The organism is Corallococcus sp. RDP092CA, assembly GCF_041903675.1.
Classification (GTDB): Bacteria; Myxococcota; Myxococcia; order Myxococcales; family Myxococcaceae; genus Corallococcus.
On the sequence record NZ_JAYESI010000006.1, the window covers coordinates 196,607 to 214,144 of the forward strand.

Annotated in this window: 18 protein-coding genes; 15 read left to right on the forward strand and 3 right to left on the reverse strand. The window is 73.6% G+C overall.

The window, feature by feature from the left end; genetic code table 11:
- The first annotated feature begins 25 nt into the window (after positions 1-25).
- Complete coding sequence (locus U8525_RS09745; protein ID WP_374264042.1) at positions 26-640, forward strand: DUF2378 family protein; 615 nt, start codon at positions 26-28, stop codon at positions 638-640.
- 51 nt (positions 641-691) lie between these two features.
- Here U8525_RS09745 and U8525_RS09750 read toward each other — a convergent pair whose 3' ends face one another.
- Positions 692-1,222, reverse strand: a complete 531-nt coding sequence (locus tag U8525_RS09750) for a DUF1440 domain-containing protein (RefSeq protein ID WP_374264044.1) — start codon at positions 1,220-1,222, stop codon at positions 692-694.
- A 42-nt stretch (positions 1,223-1,264) separates the two neighbouring features.
- Positions 1,265-1,645, reverse strand: a complete 381-nt coding sequence (locus U8525_RS09755; protein WP_374264046.1) for a phage holin family protein — start codon at positions 1,643-1,645, stop codon at positions 1,265-1,267.
- 204 nt (positions 1,646-1,849) lie between these two features.
- Between U8525_RS09755 and U8525_RS09760 the strand changes: the two genes are divergently transcribed.
- The 14 genes from U8525_RS09760 (at position 1,850) to U8525_RS09825 (ending at position 16,731) form a co-directional block, all read left to right on the forward strand.
- Positions 1,850-2,848, forward strand: coding sequence for an SDR family NAD(P)-dependent oxidoreductase (locus U8525_RS09760; protein ID WP_374264048.1), 999 nt, complete (start codon positions 1,850-1,852; stop codon positions 2,846-2,848).
- Between the two features lie 217 nt (positions 2,849-3,065).
- Complete coding sequence (locus U8525_RS09765) at positions 3,066-3,665, forward strand: outer membrane beta-barrel protein (RefSeq protein ID WP_374264051.1); 600 nt, start codon at positions 3,066-3,068, stop codon at positions 3,663-3,665.
- 118 nt (positions 3,666-3,783) lie between these two features.
- Positions 3,784-4,743, forward strand: coding sequence for a protein kinase (locus U8525_RS09770; protein ID WP_374264053.1), 960 nt, complete (start codon positions 3,784-3,786; stop codon positions 4,741-4,743).
- A 240-nt stretch (positions 4,744-4,983) separates the two neighbouring features.
- Positions 4,984-5,634 carry a cytochrome c3 family protein gene (locus U8525_RS09775; RefSeq protein WP_374264055.1) on the forward strand — a complete coding sequence of 217 codons (651 nt, stop codon included), beginning with the start codon at positions 4,984-4,986 and terminating at the stop codon, positions 5,632-5,634.
- On the forward strand, positions 5,622-8,723 hold the full coding sequence (locus tag U8525_RS09780; protein ID WP_374264058.1) for a TAT-variant-translocated molybdopterin oxidoreductase: 3,102 nt from the start codon (positions 5,622-5,624) through the stop codon (positions 8,721-8,723). The genes U8525_RS09775 and U8525_RS09780 overlap by 13 nt, the downstream gene beginning before the upstream one ends.
- A complete protein-coding gene (gene nrfD, locus U8525_RS09785) occupies positions 8,720-10,144 on the forward strand; it encodes an NrfD/PsrC family molybdoenzyme membrane anchor subunit (protein WP_374264060.1) in 1,425 nt (474 codons plus the stop codon). The genes U8525_RS09780 and nrfD overlap by 4 nt, the downstream gene beginning before the upstream one ends.
- A complete protein-coding gene (locus U8525_RS09790; RefSeq protein ID WP_374264062.1) occupies positions 10,141-10,671 on the forward strand; it encodes a DUF3341 domain-containing protein in 531 nt (176 codons plus the stop codon). The genes nrfD and U8525_RS09790 overlap by 4 nt, the downstream gene beginning before the upstream one ends.
- Positions 10,668-11,537, forward strand: coding sequence for a c-type cytochrome (locus U8525_RS09795; RefSeq protein WP_374264064.1), 870 nt, complete (start codon positions 10,668-10,670; stop codon positions 11,535-11,537). Before U8525_RS09790 ends, U8525_RS09795 begins: the two co-directional genes overlap by 4 nt.
- Complete coding sequence (locus U8525_RS09800) at positions 11,534-12,724, forward strand: hypothetical protein (RefSeq protein WP_374264066.1); 1,191 nt, start codon at positions 11,534-11,536, stop codon at positions 12,722-12,724. The genes U8525_RS09795 and U8525_RS09800 overlap by 4 nt, the downstream gene beginning before the upstream one ends.
- Positions 12,721-13,080, forward strand: coding sequence for a hypothetical protein (locus tag U8525_RS09805; RefSeq protein WP_374264068.1), 360 nt, complete (start codon positions 12,721-12,723; stop codon positions 13,078-13,080). The genes U8525_RS09800 and U8525_RS09805 overlap by 4 nt, the downstream gene beginning before the upstream one ends.
- Complete coding sequence (coxB, locus tag U8525_RS09810; RefSeq protein WP_374264070.1) at positions 13,077-14,108, forward strand: cytochrome c oxidase subunit II; 1,032 nt, start codon at positions 13,077-13,079, stop codon at positions 14,106-14,108. The genes U8525_RS09805 and coxB overlap by 4 nt, the downstream gene beginning before the upstream one ends.
- Positions 14,089-15,696, forward strand: a complete 1,608-nt coding sequence (locus U8525_RS09815; protein WP_374264072.1) for a cbb3-type cytochrome c oxidase subunit I — start codon at positions 14,089-14,091, stop codon at positions 15,694-15,696. Before coxB ends, U8525_RS09815 begins: the two co-directional genes overlap by 20 nt.
- The gene (locus tag U8525_RS09820; protein ID WP_374264075.1) at positions 15,686-16,315 is read left to right on the forward strand and encodes a cytochrome c oxidase subunit 3 family protein; all 630 of its coding nucleotides are present in this window, start codon (positions 15,686-15,688) and stop codon (positions 16,313-16,315) included. Before U8525_RS09815 ends, U8525_RS09820 begins: the two co-directional genes overlap by 11 nt.
- Before the next feature lie 11 nt (positions 16,316-16,326).
- On the forward strand, positions 16,327-16,731 hold the full coding sequence (locus tag U8525_RS09825; protein ID WP_374264077.1) for a cytochrome C oxidase subunit IV family protein: 405 nt from the start codon (positions 16,327-16,329) through the stop codon (positions 16,729-16,731).
- Positions 16,732-16,736: 5 nt separating this feature from the next.
- On the opposite strand, the gene U8525_RS09830 is transcribed toward U8525_RS09825, so the two are convergent.
- On the reverse strand, positions 16,737-17,285 hold the full coding sequence (locus U8525_RS09830) for a hypothetical protein (protein WP_374264079.1): 549 nt from the start codon (positions 17,283-17,285) through the stop codon (positions 16,737-16,739).
- Positions 17,286-17,538: the final 253 nt, after the last annotated feature.

Here is a 17,538-nt window from a genome sequence, read left to right on the forward strand (position 1 = left end):
CCCCCTCATTCAAAGGACGACGCTGATGCCGGCTGGCACGCTGAATCTCCCCGAGGACATCGCCCGTGACCTGGAGGCTCGCCTGGCCATGACGACGCCGGAGGACACGAGCCGGGGGCTGTTCTTCCTGGGGGTGTTGGACGCGGTGAGGTTCCTGGGGGGCGCGGACGCGGTGAAGCGCTGTCTGGAGCAGGTGGACGAGACCGCGGACTTCATCCCCATGCAGACCTATCCGTTCCCGCGCTTCCTGAAGCTGTCCTACGTGGCGGCGGAGCAGCTGGCGCCGCTCGTGGGCGGCCATGAGGCCGCGCAGCGCCAGATTGGCACGCAGGCGATGCTGGACTTCCTCAACTCCATGTTCGCGCGCGACTTCGTGCAGCAGGCGGGCGGCGATCCGAAGCGGCTCTTGGAGCTGATGCACTCGGGCTACCGCACGGCGCTCAACTTCGGCGAGCGCACCGTGGAGTGGACGGGGCCCACGTCGGGCCGGGTCATCATGAAGCGCTCGCTGATGCCGGTTCCCTACAACGAGGGCATCCTCCAGTCCGCGCTGGAGGTGACGGGCGTGCAGGACGTGCAGGTGCGCGGCGAGGCCCAGTCGCTGGCGGAGGCCGTCTACGACGTCTCCTGGTCGTCGTGAGGCGCGCGCGGCCCCGGCCTCCCCCGTGAGGGCGGGGGGCCCCGGCGCGCGTCAGGCCAGCGCGTGGCGCACGAGGCGGTAGGTGCCCTCCGCGGTGGTGCCGTAGACGAGGTGGGCGGCCAGCGCGCTCAGGTGCGACTTCGCCGGCACCTGCCGGGGCGGCGGCGAGAGGCGCAGGAGCGGCACCGCCAGCTCGTCACCGAGCAGGAAGAGGCCCAGGCCGAAGCCCACGCCGAACAGCTTCCCGGCCAGCGGGACGCGGTCATGCAGCGCGCCGTGCACGGCGCCCCAGAGCGTGCCGTAGCCCCAGTGCACCCCGTTGCCGGCCCGCTTCTTCTGGTCCCCCTCCAGGTGCAGGCCCGCGCCTTCCGCCGCCTTTCGCGCGGCCACCTCCGTGGCGGGCTCCTGCTGGGGCTGCCGGGCGCCGTCCTGCTCCTGCGGCTCGCCCCGCCTCGCGAGGAGCGCCTGGGCCTGGTTCATGGCGAAGGTGCCCAGCGCGCCGCCCACGGCGCCCATGAGGACGTCCTGGAGGAGCGAGCGCTTCTCGGGGCGGAAGGGGCGGAGTCGGCTCCAGCGGATCATGGTCGTTCCTTTCGACGGCGGGGGGCCTTGCGCGTGAGGGCTTCAGGAGAGGGCGGGGCGGAGGACCTCCAGGTCCTGGCGCAGCTGCTCCCCCGTCTCCGCCAGCGGGTGCCGGGGGAACCGCCGCGCGCCCTGCCAGGCCAGCGTGGCGCCCGCGCCCCCCAGGCCCAGCCCCAGCAGCAGCGCGCCGCGCGCCGACGCCAGCCGCAGGCCCAGGGCCACCGCCAGCAGCAGGGAGCCGCCCAGCGCGAGCAGCGCCCCGGTGCCCAGCAGGGCGGACGCCTGGAGCGCCTGGCGCGCGTCGCGGTGCAGCTCGTCCTTGGCCAGCTCCACCTCCGCCTGCGCCAGGCGTCGGCTCTGGTCGATGGCCCTCGACACCAGCTGCTGGGGCGATTCATCCGTCACTGGGGTGTGGTCCGGCATGGCGTGCTCCCGTGTCCCTAGAGGGTGGGGCGGCCCGGGGGCGGGTGCACCCCCGGGCGGGGAGGGCCGGTGCGCGCCCTGTCACTGGCCCGGCGGGCGGCCGGGCGGCCGGGCGGGCGGGGGGCGCGAAGTGGATTCCGGGGGCTTGCCTCGTGCGAAGCCCGGCCGGAAGGCCCACCTCACGGCGAGGAGGGGTGAAAGCGCATGGCGCATCACGAGGACTTGAGGGGACAGGTGGCCATCGTCACGGGCGCATCCAGCGGCGTGGGCTGGCAGTCCGCGGTGCGGCTGGCGGAGGCCGGCGTGCGGCTGTGCGTCACCGCGCGGCGCCAGTCGGCGCTGGAGCGGCTGCGCGTGGAGGTGCTCCAGCGCGGCGGCGAGTGCCTGGTGAGCGAGGGCGACGTCACGGTGGCCGAGGACGTGGAGCGCGTGGTGCGCGAGTGCGTGGCGCACTACGGCCGCGTGGACCTCCTGGTGAACGTGGCCGCGGTGCAGTCCTACGGCTACTTCGACCAGCTCCCCTGGGAGCACATCACGCGCGTGTTCGACGTGTCGTGCTTCGGCTACTTCCGCTTCGCGCGCGCGGTGCTGCCGCACTTCCGCGAGCAGGGCCACGGCCACCTGCTCAACGTGCAGTCCATGCTGGCGGCGGGGGCCGCGCCGCTGTTGTCCGCGTACGCGTCCGCGAAGCACGCGACGCTGGGGTGGGCGCAGGCGCTGGAGCTGGAGCTGGCGGGCACGGGCATCCACGTGTCCAACGTGCTGGTGCCGTCCGTGGCCACGCCCATGTTCGACCACGCGCCCACCATGCTGGGCCGGAGGCCCGTGCCGGTGCCGCCCACCTACGACGTGGACCTGGTGGCCCGCGCGGTGGTGCGGCTGGCGAAGCGGCCGGGCCGCACGTCGGTGCCGGCGTTCCTCCAGGGGCGGTTGATGCTGTGGCTCAACGGCGTGGCGCCGTCGGTGGGCAAGGCGCTGCTCTCCCGCTTCGGCGCGCGGCTGCAGACGACGGCCGCGCCGCTGGACCGGCCCGAGGGCAACCTCTTCACCCCGGTGGTGGAGGGCGTGGGCCCCCGCGGCAGCGTGCCACCGACGCCCGCGTGGAAGCGCTTCACCGCGACGCTGGGGCTGGCGGCGCTGACGGGCGGCGTGGTGGGGGGCGCCGTGCTGGGCGCGCGCGGCCTGCTGCGCGCGGCGCGCTGAGGCGGGGCGCGATCAGGAACCGGCGCCGCCGGGGCCGCTGTGCGTCGCGAGGCGCCGCGAGCAGGAGTTTCTCCGATCGCGGCGCTGATGGTGTCGTTTCAACGAAGTGTCGGGTGGGTCCGAAAACATCCTCGCGTTGTGGCGGGCTTTGGCTAGAAGGGGCCCCGCATGCGCTCCGGGAAGGGTCGGCCGGGCGTGAACGTGAGGAGAAACCTCGATGCGTGGAAACAGCAAGTGGACGGGTCTTGCGGTTGCGGCGGGTCTCGCGGTGTCGTCGCAGGCGATGGCGGCCGAGGAGCCGAACCTGAACGCGAACCCGGGCCGGGCGTCTGACTTCGGCCAGGAAGGTCAGATGGTCATCAGCCAGGACCTCAACGGCTTCCTGGGCTACAACACCGCCTCCGAAGTGTTCCTGATCCGCGTGGAGCCGTCCGCGGACTACTTCCTCCACCAGAACCTGTCGGTGGGCGCGTCCGCGCTGGTGGCCTTCGGCTTCGGCGACAGCACCGTCGTGGGCCTGGGCGTGCTGGGCCGCGTGGGCTACCACCTGCCGCTCGCCGACCGCGTGTCGCTCTGGCCCAAGGCGGGCTTCGGCGTGCAGTTCGCCCACGTGCCGGGCGCCAGCGACGTGAACTTCGTCCTGGACTTCAACGCCCCCGTCCTCTTCCACCTCACGCCGCACTTCTTCATCGGCGCGGGCCCGCAGGTGCGCGCGCTCATCAGCCAGGACGTGGGCAGCCTGGGCTCGGAGCAGGGCTACTTCTCCGGCAACGACGTGACGCTGGGCATCACCACCACGGTCGGCGGCTACTTCTAGCCTCGGGCCTTTCCTGACACCCCGGGCCGCGTGCCCGGGTGTCGGGGAATGCAGGACCTGTGACGTAGGCGATGTCGCGTTGACGTCACGGGTTGGATGTGTTGGGTTGGAGGATGCCATGTCCGTGCTCCCGTTCGCCACCCGGTTGCCCGCGTTCGCCCCCTTGCATCCGCTGGGGAGGGGCCCGCTGGGCGAGTGGGTGTCCCTGGTGTGGCCGCTGGAGCAGGACGTGGCGGGCGCGGGCCCGCTGGTGGTGAAGACGTTCCTCCTGGCGTCGGGGCTGGCGCCGGAGACGCGGCGTCCGCTGGAGGAGGCGCTGGCGCTGGCGCTGCCGCTGCGGCACCCGGGCATCGCGCGGCTCCATGGCTTCCAGGTGGACGCGCGCGACACGCTGACGGTGGTGTCGGACTACATCCCGGGCTGCTCGCTGGCCACGGCGCGCCGGCGCGTGCTGGGGCGGGGCGGGCGGCCGTCGGAGGCGTTCGTGTGTCACGTGGGCGTGGAGGTGGCGGGGGCGCTGCGGGCCGCGCATGGCGCGCGCGTGGTGCACGGGGACCTGCATGCGCACCGCATCCGCGTGGGGCCTCGGGGCGAGGTGACGCTGACGGACTTCGGGCTCCGGTCCGCGCGTCCGCTGCTGCGCCGGTTCACGTCGCCGTCGCGGCCGGACGTGGTGGAGCTGCCGGTCCGGGAGGACGGGGTGGGCTCGCCGGTGGAGGCGCGGGAGGACTCGCGCGCGCTGGGGCGGGTGCTGTTGGAGCTGGCCTCCGGGAGCGTCGTGGTGCCGGGGGACGCGGCCGGGGTGGACGCGGCGCTCGGGGGCGTGTCGCCCGCGCTGCGGGAGGTGCTGCGCCAGGCGCTGCTGGGTGAGCGCGAGGCGGACTCCGCCGCGTGGCTCCAGGCGGCGCTGCGCGACTGCATGGCGCGCGGGGCGGCGTGCCATGGGCGGGAGGCGGTGGTGCGGGAGCTGGCGGCGTTGCCGGGCGCCGGGCCGCTGTCGCCCGTGGACGTGTACGTGGGGGCGGCCTCGGTGATGACGGCCTCCGCGTCCGCGCGCGGGCGCACGCTGCCGTCCTGAGCCTCGCGCCGGGGCCCACCGCCGCGCATCGAGGTGCTCCGTGAGCCACCGGGCATCATGCTCGCGCGCTGCTCCAGTGGAGGGCCCGCGTGTGGACTGGCCAACGTCGCGCGTCTGGTGCGTGTGAAACGCGACGGGGCGTGAACGGGAGGCTGGTGGCCGCGTGAGGCCGCGCCCACAGTCCCGCCCGCCTCCGCCAGTGCAGCCGCGGAGGCCTCCACGCTGGATGGGGGGAGGGGCATGGCTCCGTTGTTCCGCCCGGGAACCGACTCGGTGCTGCGGGTGATCATCGCCCTGGCCCTGGGTCTGCCCGCGGCGTCGCTGGCGGGCCTGTTGCTCCTCGCGCGCAACCCGCTGGGGCGGGGCTCGTTCTCGCCCCGCGAGCAGCCACTCCCGTTCGACCACCGCCACCACGTCGGCGACGAGGGCATCCCGTGCGGCTACTGCCATGAGGGCGCGTGGCGCTCGCCAGCCGCGGGCGTGCCGCCCACGCAGCGCTGCCTGGGGTGCCACGCGCAGGTGTGGAACGAGAGCGCCCGGCTGGAGCCGGTGCGCGCCAGCGGCTTCGACGACACGGCGATTCCGTGGAACCGGGTGCACGCGCTGCCGGACTACGTCTGGTTCAGCCATCAGGTCCACGTGAACAAGGGCGTGGGCTGCGTCACCTGCCACGGGCGCGTGGACACCATGCCGGCGGTGCAGCAGGTGGCGCCGCTCACCATGGGCTGGTGCCTGGGCTGTCACCGCGACCCGACGCCGTGGCTGCGCCCGCTGTCCGAGGTCGCGAACCTCACGTGGCGTCCCCCCGGAGCGCCGCGGGAGACGGGCCGCGCGGTGCAGGCCGCGCTCGACGTGAACCCGAGGACGGATTGCAACACATGCCACTTCTGACCGACCCCTCACGGCCGGAGGCCCCTGACTCGCCCGCGGCGGACGGGACGGAGCCCGTGCGCGCGTGGCGGAGCCTGGAGGAGTGGCAGGCGGGAGGGCCCGGTCCCGAGGCCGTGTCGCGTGAGCACCCGCCGGGCGCGCGGGTCCCACCCGAGGGCGTGGCGCGGCGCACCTTCCTGCAACTGGCGGCCGCGTCGCTGGCGGCGGCGGGCTTCAGCGGGTGCTTCCGGCAGCCGCCGGAGAAGATCCTCCCGTACTCGACGCCGCCCGAGGGCCTGACGCCGGGGGTGCCGCTGCACTTCGCCACGGGGCTGGAGTGGAGCGGGCGCACGGTGGGCCTGGTGGTGGCGAGCCACGAGGGGCGGCCCACGAAGGTGGAGGGCAATCCGTTGCACCCGGCGAGCCTGGGCGCGGCGGGCCTCTTCGAGCAGGCGGCGCTGCTGGGGCTCTACGACCCGGCGAGGGCGAAGACCGCGCGGCTGCGAGGCGCGGAGGCCGCGTGGAGCACCGTGAGGGACGCGCTGCGCGAGCAGGCCGAGCGCCAGGACGGCGGCGCGGGGCTGCGCTTCCTGGTGGAGCCCACGGGCAGCCCGCTGGTGCAGGCGCTGTACGCGCGCATCCAGGAGCGCTTCCCGGCCGCGCGGATCATCCCCTGGGGCGTGGCCCTGGCGGACGGGCGCCGCGAGGGCACGCGGCGGGCCTACGGCCGCGCGCTGGACGTGGTGCACGACGTGGGGCGCGAGGTGGTGGTGGCGGTGGACGACGACTTCCTCGCGCCCCCACACCCTGGAAGCCTGCGCGCGGCGCGGGACTTCGTGAGCGCGCGCAAGCCGGAGGCGATGAACCGGCTGTGGGTCGCGGAGAGCACGCTGACCCTCACCGGCGGCTTCGCCGACGAGCGGCTCCGGATGCGGCCGTCGCAGGGCGCCGCGCTGCTGCTCGCGCTGGCGGCGGAGGTGGGCCGGGGGCTGCGCGGGATTGCCCCCGTGAACCCCTCGCGCGGGGTCACGCCGGCGCTGGCCTCGGGGCTCGCGGGGCTGAGCGCTCCGCCCGCCGCGCTGACGGACGCGCAGCGCGCCTGGGTGCGCGGCGCCGCGCGGGACCTGCTCCTGCACCGGGGACGGGGCCGGGTCACGGTGGGCGCGCGCCAGCCGCCGCCGGTGCATGCGCTGGCGCTCGCGCTGGACGAGGCGCTGGGCAACACGCCCCGGCTGCTCGAACCCGTGGCGCTCCCCGAGGCGGACCCGGAGGCGCCCAGCGCGCTCCTGGCGGAGCTGCTCGATGGACAGGTGGACACGCTGATCATCACGGCGTGGAACCCGGTCTGGACGTCGATGGTGGACGCGGACCTCGCGCGCCACCTGGAGCGCGTCCCCTTCCGCCTGTACCACGGCCTCCACGAGGACGAGACGGCGGCCCGCTGCCCCACCTTCGTCCCCGCGACGCACGCCTTCGAGTCCTGGCGCGATGGCCGCGCGCCGGACGGCACCGCGTCGATCTCACAGCCGCTCATCGCGCCCCTGTTCCCCGGCGCCGTGTCGGAGGTGGAGCTCCTGTCCGTCTTCGCGGGCCTGGACTCACGGAGCCCCTACGAGCTGCTCAAGTCCCTGTGGCGCGAGCGCTCGGGCGCGCCGGCGGACTTCGAGGCGCGCTGGGAGACGTGGCTCGCGGACGGCGTCATTCCGGAGACCCGGGCGGCGCCCGCCCAGGCCGTGCTGAACGAGGCCGGGGTGCTGCGCGACGCGCGGGAGGTCGCGGGGCGGGAGTCCCTCCGAAGCCTCGGGGATGCGCCGGACCGCCGGGCCGCCGCCCGCGCGAGCCACCCGCTGGAGACCCCCGCGGGCCTGGAGCTGGCCCTGGTGCTGGACTCGCGGCTGTACGACGGCCGCTTCGCGGGCAACGCCTGGCTCCAGGAGCTGCCCGACCCGGTGACGAAGCTCACCTGGGACAACGCGGCGCTGCTCTCCCCCGCCACCGCGCGGGCGCTGAAGCTGGAGAAGGGCGACGTGGCCCGCCTGGAGTCGCTGGGCCAGGCGGTGGAGGTGCCCGTGCTGGTGCTGCCCGGCCAGCCGGACGACACGGTGACGCTGGCGCTGGGCCACGGCCGCGAGCGCGTGGGCCCGGTGGGCCAGGGCGTGGGCGTCAACGCGTACACGCTGCGGTCCAGGTCCATGCCGTGGGGCGGGACCCTCACGCGCCTCACCCGCACGGGCCGCCACCACGCGCTGGCGCTCACGCAGGAGCACTGGAGCATGGAGGGGCGCGACCTGGCGCTCCAGTTCACGCAGGCGGCCTTCCGCGCGAAGCCCCAGGCGCTCGGGTTCCTCCAGGAGCACCAGGAGCGGCTCTATCCACCCGACGCGCTGCCGAGGAGCGACCGCCACCAGTGGGCCATGGCCATCGACCTGCATCGGTGCACGGGGTGCAGCGCGTGCATGGTGGCGTGCCAGGCGGAGAACAACGTGCCGGTGGTGGGGCGCGACGGCGTGCGCAAGAGCCGGGAGATGCACTGGCTGCGCATCGACCGCTACTTCCTCGGTGACCCGGACGACCCGGGCTTCATCTCCCAGCCCGTGGCGTGCGTGCACTGCGAGGCCGCGCCCTGCGAGTACGTGTGCCCGGTGAACGCCACCGTCCACTCGGACGAGGGCCTCAACCAGATGGTCTACAACCGCTGCATCGGCACGCGGTACTGCTCCAACAACTGCCCCTACAAGGTCCGCCGCTTCAACTACCTGGAGTACCAGCGGCGAGACCCCCTCGCGAGGCTGCGCCAGAACCCGGACGTGACGGTGCGCTCGCGCGGGGTGATGGAGAAGTGCACGTACTGCGTGCAGCGCATCGAGCGGGCCCGCGCCGTCGCGCGCGCGGCGCACCGGGACGTGCGCGACGGCGAGGTCCGCACCGCCTGCCAGCAGGCCTGTCCCACGGAGGCCATCACCTTCGGGGACCTGCTCGCCCCGGAGTCGCGCGTGCGCCGCGAGCACGAGGACCCGCGGCACTACAGGCTGCTCAACACGCTGGGCACCCAGCCGCGCACGGTGCACCTGGTGCGCCTGAAGAACCCGGCGCCGAGGGGAGGCGCATGAGCACGGCCGACCCGCAGGTGCCCGCGCCCGGGGACCCGCTCACCGAGCACCCGCTCCTGGAGGGGCGCCACTCCGACCGCGCCTACAGCGAGTCGCTGCTCGCCTTCGTGCACCGCCCCGCGGGCCGGACCTGGCGGATGCTGCTGGCGCTGGGGCTGGCCGGGACCGCGCTGCTGGGGGTGGCGATCGGCGTCACGCTCGCGGTGGGCGTGGGGACGTGGGGCAACAACATCCCGGTGGCGTGGGCGTTCGGCATCACGAACTTCGTGTGGTGGATCGGCATCGGCCACGCGGGGACGTTGATCAGCGCCATCCTGCTGCTGTTCCAGGAGAAGTGGCGCGGGTCCATCAACCGCTTCGCGGAGGCCATGACGCTCTTCGCGGTGACGTGCGCGGGGCTCTTCCCGCTGCTGCACCTGGGGCGGCCGTGGAAGTTCTACTGGCTGGTGCCGTATCCGAGCAGCCTGCGGGCGTGGCCGCAGTTCCGCTCGCCGCTGACGTGGGACATCGCGGCGGTGGGCACGTACCTCACGGTGTCGCTGCTGTTCTGGTTCGTGGGGCTGCTCCCGGACCTGGCCACGGCGCGCGACACGGCGCGGACGCCCCGCGCGCGCTTCTGGTACGGGCTGGCGAGCCTGGGGTGGCGGGGCTCGGCGAGGCACTGGCGGCAGTGGCGCACGGGCTACCTGCTGCTGGCGGGGCTGGCCACGCCGCTGGTGGTGAGCGTGCACACCATCGTGTCCTTCGACTTCGCGGTGTCGCAGCTGCCGGGCTGGCACACGACCCTCTTCCCGCCGTACTTCGTCGCGGGCGCGGTGTTCAGCGGCTTCGCGCTGGTGCTCACGCTGCTGATTCCGGCGCGCAAGGCATTGGGCCTCGAGCACGTGGTGACGCCGCTGCACCTGGACAACATGGCGAAGGTGCTGCTGGCCACGGGGTGGATGGTGACCTACGGCTACCTCCAGGAGCACTTCTTCGCCTGGTTCAGCGGGAACCCCTTCGAGCTGCACGCCACGGAGGCGGAGCTCCTCGGGCCGTACGCGCCGCTCTTCTGGATGCAGGTCTTCTGCAACGTGTTGGTGCCGCAGCTGTTCTGGTCCTCCCGGCTGCGCACGAACGTGGGGGTGCTGTGGGTGGCGGCGCTGCTCATCAACGTGGGGATGTGGACGGAGCGCTTCCTCATCGTGGTGGCGTCGCTGAGCATGGACTTCCTGCCGTCGTCCTGGGCTGCGTACCGGCCCACGTGGGTGGACTGGAGCCTGCTGGGCGGCTCGGTGGCGTTCTTCGGCACGGCGTTCCTGCTGTTCCTGAAGTACGTGCCGGCCGTGTCCGTGAGCGAGATGAAGGAGCTCCAGCGCGAGGTGGACGCGTCGCTCCGCTTCCGGCGCGAAGAGGGCACGCGGCCAGGCGGTGCGCCATGAGCCGCCGCTGGGTGCTGGGAGAGTTCGCGTCCAGCGACGCGCTGGTGGCCGCGCTGAGGGACCTGCGGGCGAGGGGCTTCGAGCAGCTGGACGCGCACACGCCGTTCCCGGTGGAGGAGACGTTCGAGGCGCTGGGGCTGAAGCGCTCGCGGCTGCCGCTGCTGACCCTGGGGGCGGGCCTGGGCGGGGCGGTGTTCGCGTACCTGACGCAGTGGTTCACGAACGCGGTGGACTCTCCGCTGGACGTGGGGGGCCGGCCGCTGCACAGCGCGCCCACGAACCTGCCCATCACGTTCGAGCTGGGCGTGCTGAGCGCGGCGCTGACGGTGTTCGGCGCGCTGATGGTGCTGTTCGGCTTCCCGCACGTGACGCACCCGGTGTTCGACGTGGAGTCCTTCCGCAGCGCGTCCGTGGACGGCTTCTGGGCGAGCGTGGCGGTGGACGGCGAGGACGCGCCGAAGGTGGAGGCGGCGCTGCGCGAGCTGGGGGCGCGGCAGGTGTCGGTGGTGGAGGAGGGCGCGCGATGAGGCGCTGGGCGCTCCTGGTGCTGCTGGGCGGGGTGGCCGCGTGCGACGACACGGACCCCATGGCGTCGCAGCCGCGGGCCGGGGCCTTCGCGCCGAGCGGGTTCTTCGATGATGGCCGCGCCATGCGGCCCCTGGTGCCGGGGACGGTGGCGCAGGAGTGGCACAGGCCGGAGGACCCGGCGTTGAAGCAGGGCCTCACGGCGGAGGGGCGCTGGCTTCCGGCCGTGCCGATGCCGCTCACCCGGGCGCTGCTGGAGGAGGGGCGCGCGACCTATGAGACCTGGTGCGCGGTGTGCCACGGGCTGACGGGCGACGGGGACGCCATCGTGGCCCGGAAGATGCCGCAGCGCCGGCCGCCCGGGCTGTTCGTGCCGCACGACCACGCGGAGCAGGTGGTCTACGGCGTCGCGGAGGGCGAAGCCCCGTACACGGGAGCGCAGGCCGTGACCGCGCGGGTGGGGCCGGAGGCGTTCCCGCTGCCCCGGAGGGTGGATGAGGAAGGCGCCGTCAGGGACACGGCCGACGGGGGGCGGCCCGGAGCGCCGGGGCGCGGGGTGACGGTCAGCGACGCGGACGCGGCCCTGGCGCGGCGGCACGCGCTCGTGGGGCCGCGAGGCATCGCGATGGAGGGGCGGCTCAACGAGCGCTCCACGACGGGAGACCTGCCGCACCCGCCGGGCTTCTACTTCGCGGTCATCTCCCACGGCTTCGGCGTGATGCCCGCGTACGGCCCGCAGCTCACGCCGCGTGAACGCTGGGCCGTGGTCGCGTACCTGCGCGCCCTGGGCCGCAGCCAGCGCGCGCCGCTCACCGCCGCGCCGCCCGCCGTCCAGGCGCGGCTGCGCCAGGAGGTCCTCCCGCGATGACGCCTCCCGTGCTCCCACGCTTCGAGGGTGGACGGCGCGCGCGGGTCATCAGCGCGGCGCTCGGCGTCGCGGGCCTCGCGGCCACCGCCGTCGGCGCCTTCCTCGACGTGCGCCAGGCCCTGGCGGGGTACCTCTTCGGGTTCATCTACTGGCTGGGGCTGAGCCTGGGGGCGCTGCTGCTGCTCGCCGCCTTCCACGCGTCGAAGGCGCGCTGGCCCGTGGTGCTGCGCCGCGCGCTGGAGGTCACGGCCGCCGTCGCGCCGCTGTTCCTCCTGCTCTTCGTGCCCCTCGCGCTGGGGATGCGGCACCTGTTCCCGTGGGTCGAGCCCTCCGCGGACCTGGGCGCGCACACGCGGCAGGTGCTCGACCACCGGCGGCTCTACAACAACGTGCCCTTCTTCCTGGTGCGCGCGGCGCTGTACTTCCTCACCTGGGGCGTCGTGGGGGCCCTCCTGTACCGCTGGTCCGTGCGGCAGGACGGCACGGGCGACGTGCGCTGGACGCTGTGGCAGCGGCGGCTGGGCGGGGGCTCGCTGCCCGCGCTGGGCCTCACGTTCTCCTTCATGACGCTGGACTGGATGATGTCGCTGGAGGCGACGTGGCAGTCCACCGTCTACGCCGTCTACGTCTTCGCTGGCGCCTTCGTGGGCGGGCTCGCCCTGATGATCGTCGCGGGCGCGGCCACGCGCGGCACCCGGCACTTCGGCAGCCTGCTGTCCCCCGGCCACTACCACCGGCTGGGCACGCTGCTGTTCGCCTTCGTCTGCTTCTGGGCCTACATCGCCTATTCGCAGCTCATGCTCATCTGGGTCGCCGGCCTGCCCGAGGAGGTGAGCTGGTACCGCGTCCGCCTGGAGGACGGCTGGGGCGCGCTGTCGCTCGTGCTGCTGCTGGGCCACTTCGTCATCCCCTTCGGGCTCCTCTTGTCGCGCGCGCTCAAGGCGCGCCCCCGGGGGCTGGCGGCCGTGGCGCTGTGGATGCTCCTGATGCATGCCGTGGACGTGGCGTGGCTGCTGTTCCCCTCGCTCTTCCCGGAGTCCGTCGTCATCCCGTGGACGGCGCTCACCGCGTGGGTGGGCGTGGGCGGGCTGTCCGTGGCGGTGGCCCTCTGGCTCTCGCGCGGCGCCTATCCCGTGCCCGTGGCGGATCCCTACCTCGTCCACTCGCTCCAGGTGCGCCCGCCATGAGCGAGCCCCGCCCACCGCCCCCGGAGCTGGAGCGGCTGCCCACCGCGTGGCTGGTGCGCGTCGGCGCCGTGGCGCTGGCGCTGCTCGCGGCGGCCAGCGTCGCGGCGTGGGCGCTGTGGGTCCGCTGGCGCCCTGGCACCGAGCGCCCCCTCCCCGTGCCCGCGAGCACCGCGCAGGTCGGCATGCTGGAGCAGCCCCCCTTCTCGCTGGACCGGCGCGCGGACGCGCTGAAGGCCCGGCAGCGCGAGCGGCTGGAGGGCTACGGCTGGGTGGACGTGGACGCGGGCGTCATCCACCAGCCCATCGACGCGGCCATGCGGCAGCTGCTCTCCGGGTCCGAGGGGGGCGCGCGATGAACGAGCTGCTGCGCCGCCTGTTCTTCCTCCCGGAGCAGGGCTCCACCTTCGCCGTGAAGGTGGACCACCTGCACTTCGTCCTGCTCCTCACCACGCTCGCGGTGGCGGTGGGCATTGGCGCCGTCGGCCTCTCCTTCCTCGTGCGCTACCACCGGCGCACGGCGTCGGACCCCACGCCGCGCGTGGTGGCGGCCCCGTGGATGGAGGGGCTGTTCATCGGCGTGCCGCTGTCGCTGTTCCTGCTCTGGTTCGTCCTGGGCTTCAAGCAGTTCGTCTGGGTGATGAGCCCGCCCCAGGACTCGCTGGACGTGTACGTCACCGGCAAGCAGTGGATGTGGAAGTTCACCTATCCCGGCGGCCCCAGCGCCATCGACACGCTGGTGGTGCCCGCGGGCCGGCCCGTGCGGCTGCTGCTCACCTCGCGCGACGTCATCCACTCCTTCTACGTGCCGGACTTCCGCATGAAGCGCGACGCGGTGCCCGGCCGCTACACCGACCTCTGGTTCGAGGCGCCGAGGCCCGGCCGCCATCAGGTGCTGTGCGCGGAGTACTGCGGGCTGGACCACTCGGTGATGCGCGGCGAGGTGCTGGTGCTGCCGCCCGCGGACTTCGAGGCGTGGCGGGACGCGCAGCGCCGCAACCTCCCCGTGGCCGCGCTGCCCGGCGCCCGCACCCCGGAGCCCATGGCCGTCCGGGGAGAGCGCGTCGCCGCCGCGCAGGGCTGCCTGCAATGCCACACGGTGACGGGCGCGCCGCACATCGGCCCCACGTGGCTGGGGTTGTATGGCCGGAGGGAGCCGCTGGAGGGCGGCGGCGCCGTGCTCGCGGACGAGGCGTACCTCACCGAGTCCATGATGGATCCGCTGGCGAAGGTGGTGGCCGGCTACGCGCCCGTGATGCCGGGCTACCACGGCCGGCTGAGCGCGGAGGACACCGGCGCGCTCGTGGAGTTCATCAAGTCCCTGCGTCCCATGCGCCCGGGTGTCACCGCGGCCGAGGAGCCCGTCTATGTCCCCACCGGCCGCTGAGTCCTACCTGACGGACGGGCGCACCCTGTGGTCGTGGCTCACGACGCATGACCACAAGCGCATCGGGGTGATGTTCCTCGGGCTGACGCTCTTCTTCTTCTTCGTGGGCGGCCTGTTCGCGCTGGCGCTGCGCATCGAGCTGCTCACGCCCGGCCGCACCCTCATGGGGCACCTGGCGTACAACCGGATGTTCACGCTCCACGGCGTCACCATGGTGTGGCTGTTCATGATCCCGGCCATCCCGTCCGCCTTCGGCAACTTCCTGGTGCCGCTGATGATTGGCGCCAGGGACGTGGCCTTCCCCCGGCTCAACCTGGCGTCCGTGTACCTCTACGTGCTGGGCGCCAGCGTCGCGCTGTGGGGCATGTTCGAGGGCGGCGCGGACACGGGCTGGACCTTCTACACGCCCTACAGCACCACCACGGGCACGGCGGTGCTGCCGGTGCTGGTGGGCGTGTTCATCATCGGGTTCTCCACCATCCTCACCGGGCTCAACTTCATCGCCACGGTGCACACGCTGCGCGCGCCGGGCCTCACGTGGATGAAGGTGCCGCTGTTCGTCTGGGCCGTCTACGGCACGTCCATCATCCAGGTGCTGGCCACGCCGGTGCTGGGCATGGTGCTGCTGCTGGTGGCGCTGGAGCGGGTGGTGGGCGTGGGCATCTTCGACCCCGCGCGCGGGGGCGATCCGATCCTCTTCCAGCACCTGTTCTGGTTCTACAGCCACCCGGCCGTCTACATCATGGTGCTGCCGTCCATGGGCGTCATCAGCGAGGCGGTGTCCGCCTTCAGCCGCAAGAACGCCTTCAGCTACCGGATGATCGTGTACTCCACGCTGGGCATCGCGTTCGTGGGGTTCTTCACCTGGGGCCACCACATGTTCGCGTCCGGCCAGTCCACCTTCGGCTCCGGCGCGTTCGGCGCCATGTCGATGCTGGTGGCCATCTTCACGGCCATCAAGATCTTCTCCTGGCTGGGCACGCTCTACAGGGGCTCCATCGCCATGGAGTCGCCGCTCCTCTACACGCTGGGGTTCATGTTCTTCCTCTTCTTCGGGGGGATGATTGGCGTGGCGTACGCGACCACGTCGCTGAACCTGCACTGGCACGACACGTACTCGGTGGTGGCGCACTTCCACTTCATCATGGTGGGGGCGACGGTGATGGCGTTCCTGGCGGCGCTGCACTACTGGTTCCCGAAGATGTTCGGGAGGCGCTTCCCCGCGAAGCTGGCCAACGGCGCGGCGGTGCTGATCATCTTCGGCTTCATCGCCACGTTCGTGCCGCAGTTCCTCCTGGGGAACCTGGGGATGCCCCGGCGGTACGCGGACTACCCGCCGCACTTCCAGCCGCTGCACGTGGCGTCCACGGCGGGCGCGTCCCTGCTGGCGTTCGGGTTCGTGGTCATCGCGGGGTACCTGGCGTGGAGCCTCCGCTACGGCGCGGTCGCGGGAGACAACCCCTGGGGCAGCGAGGGCTTCGAGTGGCGGAGCGCGTCTCCGCCGCCCACGCACAACTTCACCACGACGCCCGAGTACCCCCGGGGACCGCACGAGTACGCGCGGGAGGAGGTGCCGCATGCCGCCTGAGGCCGTGACGGAGCACTGGGGTTCCGAGGACGCGCGCAAGCAGGCGTCGCACCTGGGCATGTGGGTCTTCATCGCGACGGAGGTGCTGCTGTTCGCGGGGCTGTTCACGGCCTATGGCGTGTATCGCTCGGTGTACCCGGAGGCGTTCCGCGCCGCGCAGCTCGAGATGGAGGTGGGGCTGGGCACGCTGAACACGTTCGTGCTGGTGACGAGCAGCATCGTGGTGGCGCTCGCGGTGCACGCGGTGCGGGAGGACCGGCCGGGGCTGGGCGGGGCGCTGCTGCTGGCGGCGGCGCTGCTGGGCGTGGTGTTCCTGGGGGTGAAGGGCGTGGAGTACGCGCACCACGTGGCGGACGGCGGGCTGCCCGGGGAGGCGTACCGGTTCACGGAGGTGCCGCGCGTGGGCGCGGGCCTCTTCTTCACGCTGTACTACCTGCTGACGGGCTTCCACGCGCTGCACGTGACGGTGGGCGTGAGCGTGCTGACGGTGCTGGGCGTGCGGTCCGCGGCGGGGGCGTTCGGCGCGACGTACGCCACGCCGGTGGAGCTGGGCGGGATGTACTGGCACCTGGTGGATGTCATCTGGCTGTTCGTCTATCCCATCCTGTACCTGTCATGAGGAGCGGGCCCGTGGCCGAGGACGCGGTGGAGAAGCCGGGGCGCCAGCTGGGGGTGGGCGGCGTGCTGGTCGTGGGCGGGGTGCTGCTCGCGCTGACGGCGCTGACGTACGGGCTGCACACGCTGCCTCACGGCGCGTGGTCGCTGCCGGTGGCGCTGCTCATCGCGGGGGCGAAGGGGCTCTTGATCGCCCTGTTCTACATGCACCTGCGCGAGCAGCGGACGAGCAACGGGCTGGTGCTGGTGACGTCGGTGGTGTTCGTGGCGGTGCTGCTGACGGTGTGCGTGCTGGAGACGCGCACGCGCTTCCGGCCCGCCATTCCGCCGGGGCCCTTCCCGGTGGAGGCCCTGCCGGGGGCGCTGGAGGACCCGAGGAGCGCGAGGCCGCCAGAGCCCGCGGGCCCCCGGGAGCCGTGAGCGCGTCAGGGCGGCGCGGCCCTCGCGCGCTGGAGCTGACGGCGCAGCCGGTCCGCGCGGGTGAAGACGGCGCGCGCGGCGGGCACCGTGCCGAGCGCGGCGCCGAACGCGAGGTGCAGGAGGAACAGCAGCGCGGAGGGGGCCTCGCGCGAGAGCGGCGGCGACGCGAAGGGAATCATCAGCCAGGTCATCACCGCCCACAGGCCCAGGCCGTAGAGCACGCCCAGGCAGAGCGCCGCGACGGCGGTCCCCCGGCGCGGCAGCAGCAGCGCGAAGCCCGTGGCCAGGCCGCCCGCCAGGGTGAAGTGGACGAGCAGGCCCAGCAGCACCGGCACGACTCCGTGGGCCGCGCCCCCGCGGAAGAACAGCCCCGCCACGAGGAGCGCCGGCTTCCAGGGCTCGCCGCGCAGCGCGCCCGAGAACGCGAAGGCGAGCACCGCCATCGCGAAGGCGCCCAGCGTTCCCGCGAGCGCGCCGGGGAGGACGACATCGCGCACGGGGTTCCACGGCGCCACCGCGAGGTCCACGGCCCGGATCCGCTGCTGCTTGCGCATGTCCATCCTCCCGTTCGCGACCCGGAGGAGCCCTGAGCTTCAGCGCCCCGGGGCCGCTCCGGCCTCAACCTGGGGACGCATGTCCGCGCGCGGGAGGCGCGGCCCCCGCCGCGAAGGTGGGCGGTGCCCACGGAGCGTCCGCTGGACGTCCCGGAGGGCGGGCATGCGAGAGGCCGCGCGCGCCGGTGGCGTTGCCGGTGTGGCGTTGATGGCGGCGGGGCTGGCCGCCTGGAGGGTGTGGCGGGCATCGCAC

Excerpts from the sequence above, each read along its gene's own strand:
- U8525_RS09745 (WP_374264042.1), top strand. The coding sequence starts at position 26 with ATGCCGGCTGGCACGCTGAATCTCCCCGAGGACATCGCCCGTGACCTG.
- U8525_RS09750 (WP_374264044.1), bottom strand. The coding sequence starts at position 1,222 with ATGATCCGCTGGAGCCGACTCCGCCCCTTCCGCCCCGAGAAGCGCTCG.
- U8525_RS09755 (WP_374264046.1), bottom strand. The coding sequence starts at position 1,645 with ATGCCGGACCACACCCCAGTGACGGATGAATCGCCCCAGCAGCTGGTG.
- U8525_RS09760 (WP_374264048.1), top strand. The coding sequence starts at position 1,850 with ATGGCGCATCACGAGGACTTGAGGGGACAGGTGGCCATCGTCACGGGC.
- U8525_RS09765 (WP_374264051.1), top strand. The coding sequence starts at position 3,066 with ATGCGTGGAAACAGCAAGTGGACGGGTCTTGCGGTTGCGGCGGGTCTC.
- U8525_RS09770 (WP_374264053.1), top strand. The coding sequence starts at position 3,784 with ATGTCCGTGCTCCCGTTCGCCACCCGGTTGCCCGCGTTCGCCCCCTTG.
- U8525_RS09775 (WP_374264055.1), top strand. The coding sequence starts at position 4,984 with ATGGCTCCGTTGTTCCGCCCGGGAACCGACTCGGTGCTGCGGGTGATC.
- U8525_RS09780 (WP_374264058.1), top strand. The coding sequence starts at position 5,622 with ATGCCACTTCTGACCGACCCCTCACGGCCGGAGGCCCCTGACTCGCCC.
- nrfD (WP_374264060.1), top strand. The coding sequence starts at position 8,720 with ATGAGCACGGCCGACCCGCAGGTGCCCGCGCCCGGGGACCCGCTCACC.
- U8525_RS09790 (WP_374264062.1), top strand. The coding sequence starts at position 10,141 with ATGAGCCGCCGCTGGGTGCTGGGAGAGTTCGCGTCCAGCGACGCGCTG.
- U8525_RS09795 (WP_374264064.1), top strand. The coding sequence starts at position 10,668 with ATGAGGCGCTGGGCGCTCCTGGTGCTGCTGGGCGGGGTGGCCGCGTGC.
- U8525_RS09800 (WP_374264066.1), top strand. The coding sequence starts at position 11,534 with ATGACGCCTCCCGTGCTCCCACGCTTCGAGGGTGGACGGCGCGCGCGG.
- U8525_RS09805 (WP_374264068.1), top strand. The coding sequence starts at position 12,721 with ATGAGCGAGCCCCGCCCACCGCCCCCGGAGCTGGAGCGGCTGCCCACC.
- coxB (WP_374264070.1), top strand. The coding sequence starts at position 13,077 with ATGAACGAGCTGCTGCGCCGCCTGTTCTTCCTCCCGGAGCAGGGCTCC.
- U8525_RS09815 (WP_374264072.1), top strand. The coding sequence starts at position 14,089 with ATGTCCCCACCGGCCGCTGAGTCCTACCTGACGGACGGGCGCACCCTG.
- U8525_RS09820 (WP_374264075.1), top strand. The coding sequence starts at position 15,686 with ATGCCGCCTGAGGCCGTGACGGAGCACTGGGGTTCCGAGGACGCGCGC.
- U8525_RS09830 (WP_374264079.1), bottom strand. The coding sequence starts at position 17,285 with ATGCGCAAGCAGCAGCGGATCCGGGCCGTGGACCTCGCGGTGGCGCCG.